At 46.6% G+C, this 14707-nt stretch carries 18 protein-coding genes; 8 read left to right on the top strand and 10 right to left on the bottom strand.

Going from position 1 to position 14707, the window contains the following annotated elements:
• The 4 genes from FN124_RS26000 to FN124_RS25985 all read left to right on the top strand — a co-directional run bounded on the left by FN124_RS26000 (position 1) and on the right by FN124_RS25985 (position 4912).
• Positions 1 to 1290, top strand: a complete 1290-nt coding sequence (locus tag FN124_RS26000; RefSeq protein WP_142687714.1) for an MFS transporter — start codon at positions 1 to 3, stop codon at positions 1288 to 1290.
• A 264-nt stretch (positions 1291 to 1554) separates the two neighbouring features.
• On the top strand, positions 1555 to 1902 hold the full coding sequence (locus FN124_RS25995) for a hypothetical protein (RefSeq protein ID WP_142687713.1): 348 nt from the start codon (positions 1555 to 1557) through the stop codon (positions 1900 to 1902).
• Between the two features lie 16 nt (positions 1903 to 1918).
• Positions 1919 to 4120, top strand: a complete 2202-nt coding sequence (locus tag FN124_RS25990) for a hypothetical protein (RefSeq protein ID WP_142687712.1) — start codon at positions 1919 to 1921, stop codon at positions 4118 to 4120.
• A gap of 21 nt (positions 4121 to 4141) precedes the next feature.
• Positions 4142 to 4912: an SDR family oxidoreductase gene (locus FN124_RS25985; protein WP_142687711.1), complete on the top strand. Its 771-nt coding sequence runs from the start codon at positions 4142 to 4144 to the stop codon at positions 4910 to 4912.
• Between the two features lie 65 nt (positions 4913 to 4977).
• Here FN124_RS25985 and FN124_RS25980 read toward each other — a convergent pair whose 3' ends face one another.
• Positions 4978 to 5217 (bottom strand): hypothetical protein, encoded by a 240-nt coding sequence (locus tag FN124_RS25980; RefSeq protein WP_142687710.1) that lies wholly within the window; start codon positions 5215 to 5217, stop codon positions 4978 to 4980.
• Positions 5218 to 5279: 62 nt separating this feature from the next.
• On the opposite strand from FN124_RS25980, the gene FN124_RS30995 reads away from it, so the two are divergent.
• Both FN124_RS30995 and FN124_RS25975 read left to right on the top strand, forming a co-directional pair.
• Positions 5280 to 5450, top strand: a complete 171-nt coding sequence (locus FN124_RS30995) for a hypothetical protein (RefSeq protein ID WP_185937382.1) — start codon at positions 5280 to 5282, stop codon at positions 5448 to 5450.
• Between the two features lie 130 nt (positions 5451 to 5580).
• Positions 5581 to 5970 carry a DUF6766 family protein gene (locus FN124_RS25975; RefSeq protein WP_142687709.1) on the top strand — a complete coding sequence of 130 codons (390 nt, stop codon included), beginning with the start codon at positions 5581 to 5583 and terminating at the stop codon, positions 5968 to 5970.
• Positions 5971 to 5986: 16 nt separating this feature from the next.
• Here FN124_RS25975 and FN124_RS25970 read toward each other — a convergent pair whose 3' ends face one another.
• Both FN124_RS25970 and FN124_RS25965 read right to left on the bottom strand, forming a co-directional pair.
• On the bottom strand, positions 5987 to 6694 hold the full coding sequence (locus FN124_RS25970; RefSeq protein WP_142687708.1) for a DsbA family protein: 708 nt from the start codon (positions 6692 to 6694) through the stop codon (positions 5987 to 5989).
• Entirely contained in the window at positions 6663 to 7658 is a 996-nt protein-coding gene (locus FN124_RS25965) for a manganese catalase family protein (protein ID WP_142687707.1), read from the bottom strand. The genes FN124_RS25970 and FN124_RS25965 overlap by 32 nt, the downstream gene beginning before the upstream one ends.
• A gap of 375 nt (positions 7659 to 8033) precedes the next feature.
• On the opposite strand from FN124_RS25965, the gene FN124_RS25960 reads away from it, so the two are divergent.
• Positions 8034 to 8996: an MBL fold metallo-hydrolase gene (locus FN124_RS25960; RefSeq protein ID WP_142687706.1), complete on the top strand. Its 963-nt coding sequence runs from the start codon at positions 8034 to 8036 to the stop codon at positions 8994 to 8996.
• 157 nt (positions 8997 to 9153) lie between these two features.
• Here FN124_RS25960 and FN124_RS25955 read toward each other — a convergent pair whose 3' ends face one another.
• Together FN124_RS25955 and FN124_RS25950 are read right to left on the bottom strand one after the other, a co-directional pair.
• The gene (locus FN124_RS25955; protein ID WP_142687705.1) at positions 9154 to 9489 is read right to left on the bottom strand and encodes a nuclear transport factor 2 family protein; all 336 of its coding nucleotides are present in this window, start codon (positions 9487 to 9489) and stop codon (positions 9154 to 9156) included.
• 91 nt (positions 9490 to 9580) lie between these two features.
• The gene (locus tag FN124_RS25950; RefSeq protein WP_142687704.1) at positions 9581 to 9880 is read right to left on the bottom strand and encodes a Crp/Fnr family transcriptional regulator; all 300 of its coding nucleotides are present in this window, start codon (positions 9878 to 9880) and stop codon (positions 9581 to 9583) included.
• Between the two features lie 113 nt (positions 9881 to 9993).
• Between FN124_RS25950 and FN124_RS25945 the strand changes: the two genes are divergently transcribed.
• Positions 9994 to 10461, top strand: a complete 468-nt coding sequence (locus FN124_RS25945) for a hypothetical protein (protein WP_142687703.1) — start codon at positions 9994 to 9996, stop codon at positions 10459 to 10461.
• An 85-nt stretch (positions 10462 to 10546) separates the two neighbouring features.
• Here the strand turns inward: FN124_RS25945 and FN124_RS25940 are convergent, their stop codons facing one another.
• Genes FN124_RS25940 through FN124_RS25920 form a run of 5 tightly spaced genes read right to left on the bottom strand, consistent with a single transcriptional unit; the run spans position 10547 to position 14614 of the window.
• The gene (locus tag FN124_RS25940) at positions 10547 to 11251 is read right to left on the bottom strand and encodes a hypothetical protein (protein ID WP_142687702.1); all 705 of its coding nucleotides are present in this window, start codon (positions 11249 to 11251) and stop codon (positions 10547 to 10549) included.
• A gap of 60 nt (positions 11252 to 11311) precedes the next feature.
• Complete coding sequence (locus tag FN124_RS25935; protein WP_142687701.1) at positions 11312 to 12340, bottom strand: SGBP N-terminal domain-containing protein; 1029 nt, start codon at positions 12338 to 12340, stop codon at positions 11312 to 11314.
• Positions 12341 to 12351: 11 nt separating this feature from the next.
• On the bottom strand, positions 12352 to 13098 hold the full coding sequence (locus FN124_RS25930) for an SGBP N-terminal domain-containing protein (RefSeq protein ID WP_142687700.1): 747 nt from the start codon (positions 13096 to 13098) through the stop codon (positions 12352 to 12354).
• A 7-nt stretch (positions 13099 to 13105) separates the two neighbouring features.
• Positions 13106 to 13894, bottom strand: a complete 789-nt coding sequence (locus tag FN124_RS25925; RefSeq protein WP_142687699.1) for an HmuY family protein — start codon at positions 13892 to 13894, stop codon at positions 13106 to 13108.
• A gap of 24 nt (positions 13895 to 13918) precedes the next feature.
• Positions 13919 to 14614: an HmuY family protein gene (locus FN124_RS25920; RefSeq protein ID WP_142687698.1), complete on the bottom strand. Its 696-nt coding sequence runs from the start codon at positions 14612 to 14614 to the stop codon at positions 13919 to 13921.
• Between the last annotated feature and the right edge of the window lie 93 nt (positions 14615 to 14707).

Raw genomic sequence — 14707 nt, 5'->3', positions numbered from 1 at the left:
ATGCAGCAACAGCGTCAACATCTCAGCTTCATTACACTGGTAGCTTCCCTGGGCGGCTTCCTTTTTGGTTTTGATATGGCGGTGGTGTCCGGCATCCTCCCATTTGTGGAACACCGGTTTCTATTATCGCCGGCACAGCTGGGATGGTTTGTATCATCTGCGCTTGCAGGCTGTATTGCCGGGGTTATTTTTGCCGGCGACCTCAGCGACCGCTTCGGCAGGAAAAAACTATTGTTCCTGTCGGCTGCATTGTTTGTGCTTACTGCATTGGGCTGCACTTTTATACCTTCATTTTCCTGGCTTATTGCAGCACGCATTCTTGGCGGTATGGCCGTAGGCATAGCCTCCAGCGTGGTGCCGCTCTATCTCTCAGAAATTGCCCCGGATCATTTGCGGGGAAGACTGGTTACCTATTACCAGCTGGCCGTTACCATTGGCATCTTTTGCGCTTATGCCAGCAATGCACTGCTGCTGAAGTATGCCGCAACGCCTTCCCAAAACGGATGGCCGCTGATCAGCCACCTGGAAGTTTGGCGTAAAATGTTCGGGGTAGGTATTTTTCCTGCACTGCTTTTTTTGCTGGGTATTATTTTTATCCCTGAAAGTCCCCGCTGGACAAAGCAACAGTACGCTACCGTAACAGGTAACGCTGCCGGCTATACGCAACTGCTGGCGCCCCGTTTCCGCCGCGCTTTGCTGATAGCGGTCCTGCTCCCGTTCTTTTCACAGTTCAGCGGTATCAATGCCATTATTTATTACGGGCCTACTATCCTGCACCAATCCGGTCTTACACTGGATAACTCCCTCATCAGCCAGTTATTTTTCGGTGCAGCCAATGTGCTCTTTACCTTCATAGCCATCTGGAAAGTAGACAGCGTTGGCAGGCGCCCGCTGTATTTATGGGGAACAGCCGGAGCAGCTATCAGCCTGATGCTTACAGGCCTTTGCTTTTACACCGGCGCAGTTAACGGCATCTACCTCCTGCTTTGTGTGCTGGCTTTCCTGGCCTGCTTTGCGTTTTCCATCGGTCCGCTGAAATTTGTGATCGCTGCAGAAATATTTCCCGACAGCATCCGCGCAAAAGCATTGTCGCTCAGCATTATGGTGATGTGGACCGCCGATGCGATTATGGGACAGCTCACGCCCGTTATGCTGGCTTTCGCAGGAACACCTCAAACATTCGGGTGTTTCGCCTTATGCTGTGTGTTCGCTTTTATAACGGTATTTAAACTGGTACCGGAAACAAAGGGACAGTCGATGGAAGATATCCAGCGTCACTGGCTGCATTAAATAAAGCAGGCCGTACATTACAACCTGTCCTGAAAATACCTCTCCCGAATATCAGCCCGTGGCTTTTCATCCACGTTTACAACACCTGTGTACATGAGGTTACAGCCATCTGTCTTTCATACGCATCAGCTCATCCGCCACAACACCACATCACAGCCAGGCTTACGGCAGGCGTTAGTTTCGTATTCAACATTGGTATAAATTTTAATACTCATCTTTATGGATTACACAACTTGTTAACGGTAATATGTGCAAATGACGCTAATGTCTGAAACTGTTCTGTGGACACAGGGAATTTATTTCCTGGTAACCGGGGTGTGGCCGCTGATGCATTATGGCAGCTTTGAAACAGTCACCGGCCACAAAACGGATGTATGGCTGGTTAAAACTGTAGGAATACTATTAGCGGTTACCGGCGCAACTCTACTAAATGCAGTGATGGATAGACGGCCGGTGGATGCCTTTACTTTCACTATTGGCGCTGGTACTGCCCTGGGATTGTTAACTATTGACATCATATATGTCGTAAAAAAAGTGATATCAAAAATTTATCTGCTGGATGCATGCATTCAGCTCTTATTAATTGCATTGTGGTGCATAAATATATTCTAACCCTAATTTCACAGATATGGAAGGCATTTCCCCTCAGGCGGCGGCAATTGATGGTATATTCAATAATCCTGAATTAAAAGAAATTTTTTATCAGCAACTTGGCAACAGCAACTGTTATGTGTATTGCGTGGGAGATGCATTATGGGTAATGACCGAATGGCCTGAAGGCGCACGTATTACCTTCAGGGCGGTATATGCCCCGCATGATAAAATTGAAATAAAAAGTACTACAAAGAAAAGGAACCAGGCCATTTTCCAGTTGGACACGCTGGCAGCCACATACCAGGTCACCCTGGATCTTTATCACAACGGGTATCCCTGTTTTCGCTGCAGAACTACTGTTACACCAAAAGCTGCACTTGCTTTTCATTACTGGCCGCGTGACATAATGCCGTTGAATTCCGCCGGCAGCAGCGGGTTTCCTGAAGGTGATATTTATGCTTCCCAAAACGGCCCCCGCACCGGGATGATCTATTTTGGTATAAAGGCGCCTCACTCAGGCGCAGTGCTGTACCTGCAAAATCTTTCTGCACTGGGTAACTATTGCGGGCAAACGAAGACTTCCCTCAGCAATACAGTTGGCGGCACCTGGCCGGATATCGGCTTTATGCTGCCATCATCGGATAAGCAATTTTTAAAGACAGGTAAAACTTACACCATCAGCGACGCCTTTATAGTTATGGATGCTAAAATACCTGCAAATGAAACAGAAATGTCCATACAGTTCATGGACCTGCTGGCGGAGATCTATCTGCGTCTCCCAAAACCCAACACACAATATCATCACTGGCCGGAAATAGCTGAAAAGGCGTGGTACGACCTGGAGCACAGCGCTGGCAGCTGGTGCCAGGTAAACGGGCATGCCTTTTTGAATGCCTATGTATGCGATTATAAAACACCTCCCGAGCTAATGGTGCAAATGGCGGTGTTACTTCCTCTAACGGAATACCAGAAATGGAATAAGCGGGAAATGAAGATCATAAATGACCTCATAAACATAATACCGGACTTCTATGACAACAAGCTAAACACCTTCGTGCGATGGCTGCCTGCCGCTGCGCACCGGCTTGATAAATCAGAAGAGCATAAGCATCCGCTGGTTATGGATAGCTGGTATCTCCATCATCCGTTGTTAAACCTCATCCGCCTGGTAAAGCAGGGTCATAAAGGCATTATGGACAAGCTTTCCCATTCGCTGGATTTTGCTATCAGGGTAGCGCATCATTTTAACTATAAGTGGCCGGTATTCTATAATATGGAAACACTGGAAGTAATAAAAGCAGAAACAGAACCTGGTAAAGGAGGTGAAAAAGATGTGCCGGGTATTTATGCCAAAACGATGCTGCTGGCATGGGAGGTGACTCAAAAAGAGGAATACCTGGAAGAAGCTAAAAGAGCCTGCCTGTCATTACAGGGAGAAGGATTTGAGCTTTTTTACCAGGCCAATAATACTGCTTTCTCTGCATTCACTGCATTGAAACTGTTCACGCTTACCAAAAACGAAGTGTACTTAAATATCAGTTACCTCTGCCTGGCCAATATGTTTAAGCATGTGTGGTTGTGGAATTGCAATTACGGGTTTGCTGTAAACTATTCTACTTTCTTCGCTATGTTTCCGCTGCGGGATGCGCCATATACCGCTGTTTATGAGGAAACGGAATGTTTTGCTTCTTTCAGCGATTACCTGTTGCTGGCAGAGGATATTTCAATACCAGCTTCTATCCGGCTGCTGCTGGCAGAGTTTATACGCTACTATATCAACCGGGCGAACTATTACTATCCTCCCATGTTACCCGATGATTGCATTGCAAAAAACACTAAAACAGGGGAAGTGGCAAAAGAGTTGTGGCTTCCCATAGAAGATCTCCAGGATGGATGGGCTGAGTCAGGAACCGTAGGGCAGGAAGTATACGGGGCAGGGCTGCCTTTTACATTGGTCCCTCATCATTATTACACCATCCCGGGTGAATCACTTCTTGTATACATTGATTACCCCACAGCGGGTTTCAGCACCAGGGGAAAAACAGCCACCTTCCGGTTACTCGGACATAAAAAAGGCGCCTGTCATATGCGCATTATGCCCATTAAAAAGCGTAAGGAATTGCCACGCATCACGGTAACAAACGGAAGGGATGCCCTGAATGCCACTGTATACGATAACGGGCACCTTGAATTTAAACTTAAAGGAAACCAGCAGATCGTCATCAGCTGGAAATAAAACCATCTAAAATATATTCTTATGCAGCAATCTTTTTCATCAATCGCCAGGTATGAACCTGAAAGTCTAACAGGGAAGAATATCCTGATCACCGGTGGCACTACGGGAATCGGAAGGTCTACCGCACTGCTGCTCGGAGCATACGGCGCCCGTGTAATGGTGTTTGGCAGGCACCGGCCTGAACTGGATGATACCTTAAAGGCATTTAAAGATGTCGGTATGGAAGATAAGGTTTACGGATTCACCGCAGATATTGCAGAGAAGAAAGGTATTGAAGAAACCTTCAGACAGGTAGATAAACATTTTGAAAAACTTGATGTGCTAATCAATAACGCGGCGCTTCCGTTCAAGGGTATACAGGAAGGTACTTATGAAGACTGGCAGTATGTTCTCAACACAAACTTACTGGCTTACCTGGCCTGCTCAAATGAAGCGATAAAGCGCATGAAAGAAAAAAATGGTGGGCAGATTGTATTCATTGGCTCTCTCAGTGCAGACGTAAGATCTGCTAACAGTTCGGTATATACGGCCACCAAGGCAGGTATCCAGGCTTTTTCCGAAGCCCTGCGAAAAGAAGTGCAGTCACTGAATATTAAAGTATCTCTGATTGAGCCGGGGCTTGTGGGTACCGATCTGCTGGAAATGCCGGCGGAAAAAAAAGAGGAAATGCAACAGAAGCAGGAAATGCTATTCCCTGAAGATATTGCCGCATTAGTACTGTTCCTCTTACAACAACCCTGGCGCTGCAACCTGATGACCAGCAGTATACTTCCCATCAACCAATCTGTTTAAGCGCAAAAAAACAGCAGGTAGCCTGAACAGGCGCCTGCTGCTTTCACCTTACATTCACCATGTAACTAATCGTTACCTTCTACCTTAACGATTTTATTGTAAATCCCAAAAAGAAGGAAAGGCGCCGCCCACTGACCAATGAACAGGCTGACATGTTTTTTGCCCAGACATTGCAGCGCCAGCGACAATCCCATAGCACCTACAGATGCCCATAAAAAAGTGTCGGAAGGCAGTTTTGCCGTTTGATTTTCTATGGCCTTTGCTACTTCCCCTTCATCATGTTGCTGGTTCACTATGTTTTCCATAATACCTGGTTTAAGAATGAGTAAATCTGTTTCATTTCTTTCTTAATCCATCTTACAAAATCATGCCAGCAAATACCAGCAAACGCAACAGCAATAAGCACTTCAAAAGAAAACACACAGCATATTCAATGAAGGTATATCAGAAAATTGCATTGATCGTAGTTGTTATAGGAGTTATTGTTTACCTGGTAATGCAGTCCGGCAGGAAAACAAAATACACCGGTAATAAGTGACCACATTACACCGGCAAACTGTTTCACAATTTCCTCAATAATTTCACGTAAAACCAGGATATAGCGGGTATAAGCATTGGCTTGATTTTGATATGATACCAGTATAATCATTCATCAATTTTCTACGGGTATGAAAACGAATCAAAACAAGCCATCTTACCTGAAGCGTAAAGCATACTTCTGGATAACACTGGCCCTGTTCCTTGCATCTGTTGTATTACATTGGTATTTCGGCTGGAAAGACTACGTGAACGAGCAAATGGCCCATTCCCAGGCTCCACAGGTACAGGAATACATTGTACAGATGATGCGTGAAACAATGGAAAACTGGCAATCAGAATTTCTCCAGCTTATCTGGCAGGTAGTGGGATTATCCTTTCTTTGGTATTGCGGTTCTCCTCAATCAAAAGAAGGCGATGACCGGAGAGAAGAAAAACTTGATTTTATTATCAGGCGCCTGGAACCGGGAAAAGCAGAAGAATTACTGGAACAGTGGAAAATAAAATATCCGGATAAATAATCCGGATATTTTATTCTTATGCTGATAGCAATTGCGCTATACAGGAAGAGATGGCCTCAAATGGCCGGTTGCCGGTAAGCAGAAGGGTTTTCCCCGTACCTTTCACCTGCAGCAATAACGAAGGAAACCGGTGAATACCCCTGTACTTTGTTTCCTGCATGTCTGCCCTGAAGGCATCAATTGCCTGTTGACAAGTTAGCTGCTTCCGGAATTTACCGGTATCAAATAATGGATTCTCTGCAGACAGTTCTTCAGCTACTGATATCAATACTTCTTTCTTTGCAATATTCTTTGCTTTCAGCATCACCGCAGTACGCAGCCTGAGAAGATACTGTGCAGCCAGATGTTCCGACTGCAAGGCCGCAGCTTTTACCGCTACACATGCAGGATATGAAGAAGCCGGCGGATCTGTAAACCAGATAGTATCATTCAGCTCCACACCAGATAACTGTCTTGCCTGCATCCATACAGGGCCCATTTGTATCGGGCGGCTTACTGCATGCAGTGTATCATGATAGTTATTCCAGCCAGACAACATTCCTCCCATACAATAGCGTAAAGACAACCGCTCACCATACTCATTTACCAGGCGCTGTATAACCGGCTCAAATGCCCAGCTCCAGCAGCAAAGAGGATCTGTATAGTAAACAGCTTCCAGGCGGCAACCGCTATCAGCAGGTATACCCTTCTTCCTATTTCTTTTTAGCGTGGCTTGTTTTTCCATTGGTCTTTTTTGATGTCCCGTCGCTTTTGCTGTGTTCACTCCATGATTGCTCCCCTATTGGCACCGCCATATTTATTTCTTCACTCCGCTGCAGGCTCATGCTTCTATCCAGTTCATCCACGCCTTCCAGGGTCCTGTTAGTACCAGTCGGTTCCACTTCCAGCAATCCGTTTGTTTCCAGTACATATTTAACCGGGTCCTCAATAAACTGCCACGTTTCCCCGAGCTGTGAAGATTCGCCCTCATTCCATGCCCCGCGGATATCGGCTCCGCTCGACATGTTGAAATACAGGTTGCTGTACCGCGGGTCCGACTGTAATACGCCCGGAGGGAAATTGGGTTGTATAGAATCCAGTGCTGCTTCAAACATCTGGAAATGGGCCACTTCGCGTGTCATCAGGAAATTCAGGGTCTCCTTTACATAAGGATCATCAGTGAACTGCAGCAGGTATTCGTAAGTAATTTTGGCGCGTGCCTCTGCGGCCATATCGGACCGGAGATCCACCGTAAGATCACCATTACAATCTCCATTGATATAGGCGGCCGACCATGGAACGCCCTGGCTGTTCGTATAGGCAGGGCCACCACCGGAAGATACCAGCAGTTGTGGCGCTACAATCGATTTGTGGATGAACTCTTCCTTGGCTTTTTTGCCATCCAGCAATTGCATGATCTCCGATTCATCAGCTGCCTTCTTCAGGTCACCGTTAATACCCTGTAACAACATCTGGATAGTGGCACCCACTATCTCAAGATGACTGAACTCTTCCGTGGCAATATCCATCAGGAGATCGTACTTATCGGGGAAAGGGTTCCTGGCGCCAAATGCCTGTCCGAAATACCTTAGTGCAGCAGCCAATTCCCCGTTTGCACCTCCGAACTGTTCCAATAACAAAGTAGCGAATGCAGGGTCCGGTTTTGACACCCTTGCATTAAACTGCAGGTCTTTTACATGATAGAACATATTTCATTGTTTTGAGTGAAGAATACTTGGATCTGATAATTCTACATGCAAATGAGAATCCATAACTACATTCTAATACTGCTGAAGCAATCTCAAACAACAAACGGCGGCCGCATACAGTGTCTTCGTCTTCTGCCAGCCACAGCAGCAACATGTACCAATTCCTCATTGTGTCCGGGCAATGAGCAAAGTATTACACATTCTTAAGAAATATTTCATCAATCACGCGCCAGTACCCAATTCCGGATATATATACCCCCGCCAACAGGACACATATAACTAACGTTGTTGAATACACGTAATGTCTTTTTCCCATTTAAAAATGCCGGCGGCATCAGGGAACAGTAATTGCTGTAGAAAAGGGAAACAACCGGTATGGAAAAAATTACATTGATTGATGAAAAAATTTATAAGAAGTGGTTTGCTGTAGCCCCTGGCGTATGGGGTATACATGATGTGTTAGTAAATATGTATCTCATTCACCAGCCCGGCAATAACTCCTGGGTACTGGTAGATGCCGGCCTGAAAACCTCAGCTCATAAAATTATACAGGTAGCGAAGCACCTCTTCTGGCCGCAGGTAACACCATCTGCTATTATTCTTACCCACGGACATTTTGATCATACTGGTGCGCTTCCCGCTTTACTGAAAGAATGGGATGTGCCTGTATATGCGCACTACCTGGAGGCTCCCTATCTTACCGGAAGATCCGCTTATCCGCCACCGGATCCGTCTGCCGGAGGAGGGTTAATGACTTTATTGTCGTGGACATTCCCCAGGCAGGGGATCAACCTCAACGGGCATCTGCTCATGCTTCCTGAAGACGGGTCCATACCGGGATTGGAAGGCTGGAGATATATTCATACGCCCGGGCATACGCCGGGACATATCAGTCTTTACCGCGAACACGACCAGGTGCTGCTGGCCGGGGATGCGTTTGTTACCACGCAATCCGAAGCACTGTCGCATGTAATCACCCAATCAAAAAAAATATCAGGGCCACCCAAATATTTCACACCCGACTGGATATCTGCTGAAAGCAGCGTAAAAAAACTGGCCGCGCTACAACCCCGTACAGTAGCTACGGGGCATGGTAAACCATTGACCGGCCGGGCCATGCAACGGCAGTTGCAATTGCTGGCAGAGAATTTTGAAAAAGCCGCCAGGCCAACATCCGGAAGATATGCTGAAGAAGCAGCTGTTGCAGGCGTTAATGGTGTGGAATATATCCCCCCGGCCAACAACACCCGCTGGTGGCTGCTTGCCGGAGCCCTTGCACTGGCCGTTGCCGGTATCTGGTACGCCCGTAAGCCGGCCAATAAGTCATTTGATGCTTAAGCATCATCATGGCGCTTTTTTTGATATCCGTTCCTAAAACTGTAATGATGAAAACATACGCTTGTTCTAAGCGTGGCAGTGGCTATCCCAGTGGATGTTTGAATAAGGTAAAAGCCATCCTTAAGGAATGGCTTCTTTAGTTATATCCGCTATGCAATCAGCCAAGCAGCGGCCGCGGATCAAATACCACCTGGAAAGACTTTATGCGCCCTTCTTCCAGCTGATACCAGCCACAGCTTAATATGGACTTGTTTTCCATAACAATATCATACCAGAGGCACACGTCATCACCGTCGACAAATATCTTCCTGATGCTATATTTTAATTTCATCCGCTTCATGTCGTTGAAATAGGCATCAGCACCATTGCGCACTCCCATCACACCGGTAAACGTAAGGTCATCTGCTACACAGCCGCGCGCTGTTTCAAAATCTTCTTCATTCAACGCATTAATAAAGCGTGATACTGTTTCTGTTGATTGTGTTGCATTCATATACTCTGCTCTTAAATGGTTAAAAACTGATACTGTAAAGGTCGGCAGATCTAACCGTTTCAACCTGTGACAATCGTCACAAAACAGTTGCCTATCTCCTGCTACGGATATGGCTCAACGTTTCCCTGGCCACCCCGAGATACGACGCCAGCTGCGTGAGTGATACCCGTTGCAACAGGGCGGGGTCATGCGTTTCCAGGAATTCATAGCGCTCCTGCGGGCTCATTAGTTTAAACATGGCAGCATGTTTTTCCTGCTTAATGGCGATCTGCTGAAGGCATTTCCTTCCCAGCGTTTCTATAGCAGGATCCCTCAGCGACACTTCCCGCAACTTCTTTTTATCAAACCGGACAGCCGTCAGTGGCTCCGATGCCTGGATGGAAAATACCAAACATAGATAAAATCAGCAGTCATCCCCAAAAAAAGTGCCGCCTTTTGTCCAATTTCCATCTTCCCGATCCTTATAACTGCGAAACAACTTATCCATCAATTAAAACTTGTAAGATGTCAACGCTTTCCGCTTTACTGATGTTACATTTATTGGCGCTCATCCTGATGGCAGGCACTACGTTCATCGATTTTATTAATTATCAGATGTTCTGGAAGCTGTTTAACCATCAAAGAAAACAGGCTGATGGCATCCTGTCGGCCTCAGCGAAGTTTCCAAGGCTGATAGGTATTGGTGCAGGGTTCCTTATTATCACAGGGGTGGGAATGATTGCCCTGACGCATGGTGTATGGGCGCAACAATTATGGTTCAGGATCAAGATGATCTTTGTTCTTCTCCTGATCTTCAATAGTATTTTCTATGGAAACAGGCTTAGTGCCAGACTAAGGGCAATTGTCCGCCTGGATGAGCCGGGCCTGGCTCAGCAGCTGATAAATTTAAAGGGCAAACTGCGGACCTTCCACCTGCTGCAGCTGGGTTTTCTTTTGATGATCATTTTCCTGAGCGCTTATAAATTTAATTAAGCCAGTTCAGGGAAAAAGAAAAGCGACCGTTCTTACAGTCGCTTTTCTTCTGTAAAGGAAGCATTACAGCAGGTATTCCCATTGACTACAATGTTTTGTAACGGAAGTGATAATACGGGAAAGCACCGCCGGTAACCTGGTTCTGGTAAATTGAAATGATCTCAAATGCTACCACGGTAGTACCGGATTTGAACAACAGCGTACGGCCGCTCACTGGCGTAACGGTGTGGCCTGCGCTCCAGTTATAAATATACCAGCCCTTGCCATTGGCGAGCGCTGATACTGCCGGAGGTATGCCTGTACCTACCACGGTGTTCATGCCAATAGTATTGGCAACAGGCACTGTTGCCGTAGTCCAGTCGGCGGCCACTACGCTTGAAAATGCCTTATCCACAAAACGCAGTTCGTCTGTGCCGCCAGCGGTAATATCGCCGGTAGCAACACCGGAGAATTTGATATTGTAGCTGGCAGGGGTTCCGGCATCGTTATCTGAAAAACGCCAGAAGAAAGTACCGTTAGCAGGCTGTCCAGGATCGGTTGAATAAACCTGCTTGAAATTTTCAACACGGTAAACACTGCCGCTGCGGTATACTTTACCCTGGCCATTGTTATTGGTAATATTAACGCTGCCGCCATCAGGCACCACAACGTCTGCCTGTGTCCGGCCGCCCAGCGACTGAAGATCAGGAGCGGCAACATCATTGTTTTTAGAGCAGGATGCGAGGAACATAGCTCCGGTTCCCAACAACATCCATGATAATTTTGAAAGGTTTCTGGTTAATCTGGTCATTACGATAGGGTTTAAATTAATAATGATAAAAAAAGGAATACTGCTATAATAAGTTTGTGATTAATCAGTAATGGTGATCGTTACAGCGCCGGTTATCTCCACATAGTTTTTCCGCGTATTCATCCAACTCCAGAAAGAAAAGAAATCACTGGTGCGGAGTTGTATGCCCATGCCTTTATCGTCGAAGCCGCCCAGTTCATAGGTTCCCTTCGGGAAATCAGCCGGTACCTTGTAAGTAGCTGTTGTTCCCGTAAAGCTTTCCAGGGCAAACGTGCCGATCTCCCGTTCAGACCAGTCGGCATTGTAGCCATATACCCGGGCATCCTTCATATCTATAAAGCTGGTGCCTGAAAAAGTAATGGTACCATTCCGTTTTATAGTAACGGAGGAAGTTAAAGGAGCAGCCTTTGGACGTTTGCTTTCGGGGTAGATGATGCCTACCAGCGCTTCCGCGGTAACAGCCGACACCTGGTCGCTGGTAAACTTCAGTTTATACGCGCCTTCGCTGAAACTGATATTTTCAGGGACGGTCACATCTACATAGTGAATATTATTCCTAACGTTGAAGGATATACTAAGTACGTCTTCCTTGCCGGCCGGATTAACCAGGTATGCTTTTGTGCGGGTTGCATCTTCTACCAGGTATTTTACATCCCTGTTGGTATTAATGGAGAATGTACCGCCTTTGAGCACTGCGTAGGAAACATTTTCATTAAACCGGATAGCGGGTTGATTGAGCACCAGCTTCAGGAAATAGTTCCTGGCAGCACCGCTTTGTGATGTAACGGTAAATTTTGTACCTGTTACCAGCTTTACAGCAGTGCCGGAAGCCGGGGCAACACTGGCATTATCCGAAACGCGGATCAGGGGCGATACTGTTGCAGGAAGCGTTACATAGGCGGGCCAGTAAACCAGGATGCTGTCGCCGTTCACCGCTGCATTGATCACCCCGTTGCCATCGGTGGTTACAGCAAAGCTTTCTATTTTATTATAGGGAGATGGGGCATGCTCTGTTTCCTTTTTACAGGAGGTTATCAGCGCCATGCCGGCGAGTGATCCCCAATATATGAGCCTGACAATTTGATTCATTTCGTTGATGATTATTTCTTATTGAGAAGATGAATACGGATCGGGTTTTTCGTGGTGGCCATTTTTGCATAGGAGTATACCCTGATCCTGTATAGTCCATCTGCGGGAAGCATAGCCAGGATAGGGTCCGACTGTTCCTTATACCGTATAACGGTGAAGTCTAAACGGGTGAGATCGGTGGTATTGAATGTACTGATGTTAAGCGGGCCATACTCTTTGTTTTGTTCGTCTACCAGCATCACCCTGATCAGGTCAAGATCGGGTGCAAACCCGGCGCCGTTCAGCCCGAAGGAGAAGGAATCAAAGTCAAGATCCATATTAATGGAATAGGTATTCGGATTGGCAGGATCAGTGCTTACCTCCTCCAGGGTAAGATCCGGTTGCTGCACCTGGATATGCAGCGTATAGGTTTTTACTTTCCCGTCTTTCCCTTTCACATTATATTTTATCTCCCGTCCTTTATGGAAAAGTTCCGGCAGGTCTTCTATCATGGTGCCTGAAGCTGGTGTAACAGTGGCGCCTTCGCTTACTTTTATCTCCGGTTCCAGCGTGATCAGCTGCAGGTAAAATGGAAGGTATACGGTGATGGAGCTGTCGGGCTGACTGATAGCCCCATAAATAGGGCTTCCCTGCACATTCACAATTTTATATTCCAGTAACTGGTTGCCCGTTTCCGGTGTAAATGGAATGATATCCGTTTTGGTACAGGCCGGCAGTGCAAAAAGAGCTGCCAGTAGTATGCAGTATAAATTTTTCATCTCGGGATTATTGAATGTCCAGGTTTTTGCTGCCATCCATCTGGATAGCGTAACGGAAGGTGACATATCCGGGTTTGTTATCCCTGCTGGGATCCAGCGGATTATCTTTATAAATATTTTCGATGATGATTTTAGCGTAATGACCTTTGGTGGTTTTTACCACGATCACTCTTGGCATAGCATACACTACATGTGCCTTCCTGGGATTATCCGGAAAAAGGCTGCCATAGAAATCATAGTATCCCCAGCCGTCAAAATTGTTCTGGAAATGATCCAGGCCTGCATCCCTTACTCCCATTTCCCCATCTGTAACAGGCACTGTTTTAACCGACCTGAATGCGGTTGTCCACAGGTCACGTGCGATGGGCAGTACCTTTGGCTTAAAGTTGATGGTATCATAATACTGTGCATCGAATTTACGGTCGGTAACTACATAGATTTTCGCGTTGCCAGGCCCCCCATATCCCGGGGAACCAACCGAAGCGCCATTATTGGGATAAATGCTGCTGTTGTAGATGCCATAAAAAACAATATCCCATTTGTTCGTTTGCTTCAGAGAAGCAGGGATCACTTTATTCTCTTCCAGGCTGTAGTAGAGCGACTCCGCATTACCGCCGGAAGTGGCGCTGGTATCGGCTACCAGGTTCACTACCTGGTAAACGCCCGTTTTCACTGAGCCGGGATCTGTGCCCCCGGGATCTACCCTGTCGTTGTTGCCGCTCCCGGAACATGCTGCAAAAAAGCAGGCAGATATTAGCATAACAATAGCTGTCCGCCATGAAGTGTGCGAAATCATAATGATTGGAATTTCTGAAAGTGTTTACCTGTTTTTAAGGTTCCGGCTACCGTCTGTTTGTACAAAATAGCGGAAGGTAAGATAAGGCGCCGGCCAGAACAGGTCTGTTACTACCGGTGGATTACCTTTATAGATATTTAATAGTTCTAGTTTTGCAAAATCACCTGTTGCGGTTTTCAGCACGAAAGTCCGGTTTCTCACGGGCACGCATATATGATTATTCAGTGAATAAAAGAACCATCCCAGGCCGTTGCCATTATCCCAGCCAACGCCCGCCAGTCCCTGTTGTTGAAACACTTCATCAGAAGGCGCTGTGGTAACATTATCAAATGGCTGCTCCACGATTACCAGGTTGCCTGCTCCCGGCCCTTTATACCCCGGTGTTCCGGCTATCTTACCATTATTGATCACCACGAAAGAATTGTACTCTTTGGAGAAGGCAATGTCCCAGTCTGCATTCAGGAGATACTTCGCTGAATCAGCTGCATTACGTATCACATGCGTTTGCTGGCTTTTGAAACTGAAGGTAACTGTATAAAAAGATCGCTTCTCTTTCCCATCTACACCTTCTCCCATAGAGGCGGCCGTATCTGCAGGCAGATCGCGTATGGTAACAGCGGCATCAGCCGGTTGTACTGCATCATTGTCTTTGCCCGAACAGGAAGCCATCAGCCACACAGCAGTAAATGGCACCAACATCTTTCTCAAAAAATTCTTCATCAGCATAGCGGTAATTGATGATGCAAAGGTGAATAATAGCAGTGACCATGACCGGAGAAAAAGCAACCACGAAAGGAAAAAACCGCGACGGCA

It is taken from the genome of Chitinophaga polysaccharea (assembly GCF_902150045.1).
GTDB lineage: Bacteria > Bacteroidota > Bacteroidia > Chitinophagales > Chitinophagaceae > Chitinophaga > Chitinophaga polysaccharea_A.
Note: the sequence above shows the minus strand (reverse complement) of the source record. Positions and strands in the feature narration are given on the sequence as shown.

Bases quoted from the DNA above. Each gene is read 5' to 3' on its own strand.
- FN124_RS26000 (WP_142687714.1), top strand. From the start codon at position 1: ATGCAGCAACAGCGTCAACATCTCAGCTTCATTACACTGGTAGCTTCC.
- FN124_RS25995 (WP_142687713.1), top strand. From the start codon at position 1,555: ATGTCTGAAACTGTTCTGTGGACACAGGGAATTTATTTCCTGGTAACC.
- FN124_RS25990 (WP_142687712.1), top strand. From the start codon at position 1,919: ATGGAAGGCATTTCCCCTCAGGCGGCGGCAATTGATGGTATATTCAAT.
- FN124_RS25985 (WP_142687711.1), top strand. From the start codon at position 4,142: ATGCAGCAATCTTTTTCATCAATCGCCAGGTATGAACCTGAAAGTCTA.
- FN124_RS25980 (WP_142687710.1), bottom strand. From the start codon at position 5,217: ATGGAAAACATAGTGAACCAGCAACATGATGAAGGGGAAGTAGCAAAG.
- FN124_RS30995 (WP_185937382.1), top strand. From the start codon at position 5,280: ATGCCAGCAAATACCAGCAAACGCAACAGCAATAAGCACTTCAAAAGA.
- FN124_RS25975 (WP_142687709.1), top strand. From the start codon at position 5,581: ATGAAAACGAATCAAAACAAGCCATCTTACCTGAAGCGTAAAGCATAC.
- FN124_RS25970 (WP_142687708.1), bottom strand. From the start codon at position 6,694: ATGGAAAAACAAGCCACGCTAAAAAGAAATAGGAAGAAGGGTATACCT.
- FN124_RS25965 (WP_142687707.1), bottom strand. From the start codon at position 7,658: ATGTTCTATCATGTAAAAGACCTGCAGTTTAATGCAAGGGTGTCAAAA.
- FN124_RS25960 (WP_142687706.1), top strand. From the start codon at position 8,034: ATGGAAAAAATTACATTGATTGATGAAAAAATTTATAAGAAGTGGTTT.
- FN124_RS25955 (WP_142687705.1), bottom strand. From the start codon at position 9,489: ATGAATGCAACACAATCAACAGAAACAGTATCACGCTTTATTAATGCG.
- FN124_RS25945 (WP_142687703.1), top strand. From the start codon at position 9,994: ATGTCAACGCTTTCCGCTTTACTGATGTTACATTTATTGGCGCTCATC.
- FN124_RS25940 (WP_142687702.1), bottom strand. From the start codon at position 11,251: ATGACCAGATTAACCAGAAACCTTTCAAAATTATCATGGATGTTGTTG.
- FN124_RS25935 (WP_142687701.1), bottom strand. From the start codon at position 12,340: ATGAATCAAATTGTCAGGCTCATATATTGGGGATCACTCGCCGGCATG.
- FN124_RS25930 (WP_142687700.1), bottom strand. From the start codon at position 13,098: ATGAAAAATTTATACTGCATACTACTGGCAGCTCTTTTTGCACTGCCG.
- FN124_RS25925 (WP_142687699.1), bottom strand. From the start codon at position 13,894: ATGATTTCGCACACTTCATGGCGGACAGCTATTGTTATGCTAATATCT.
- FN124_RS25920 (WP_142687698.1), bottom strand. From the start codon at position 14,614: ATGAAGAATTTTTTGAGAAAGATGTTGGTGCCATTTACTGCTGTGTGG.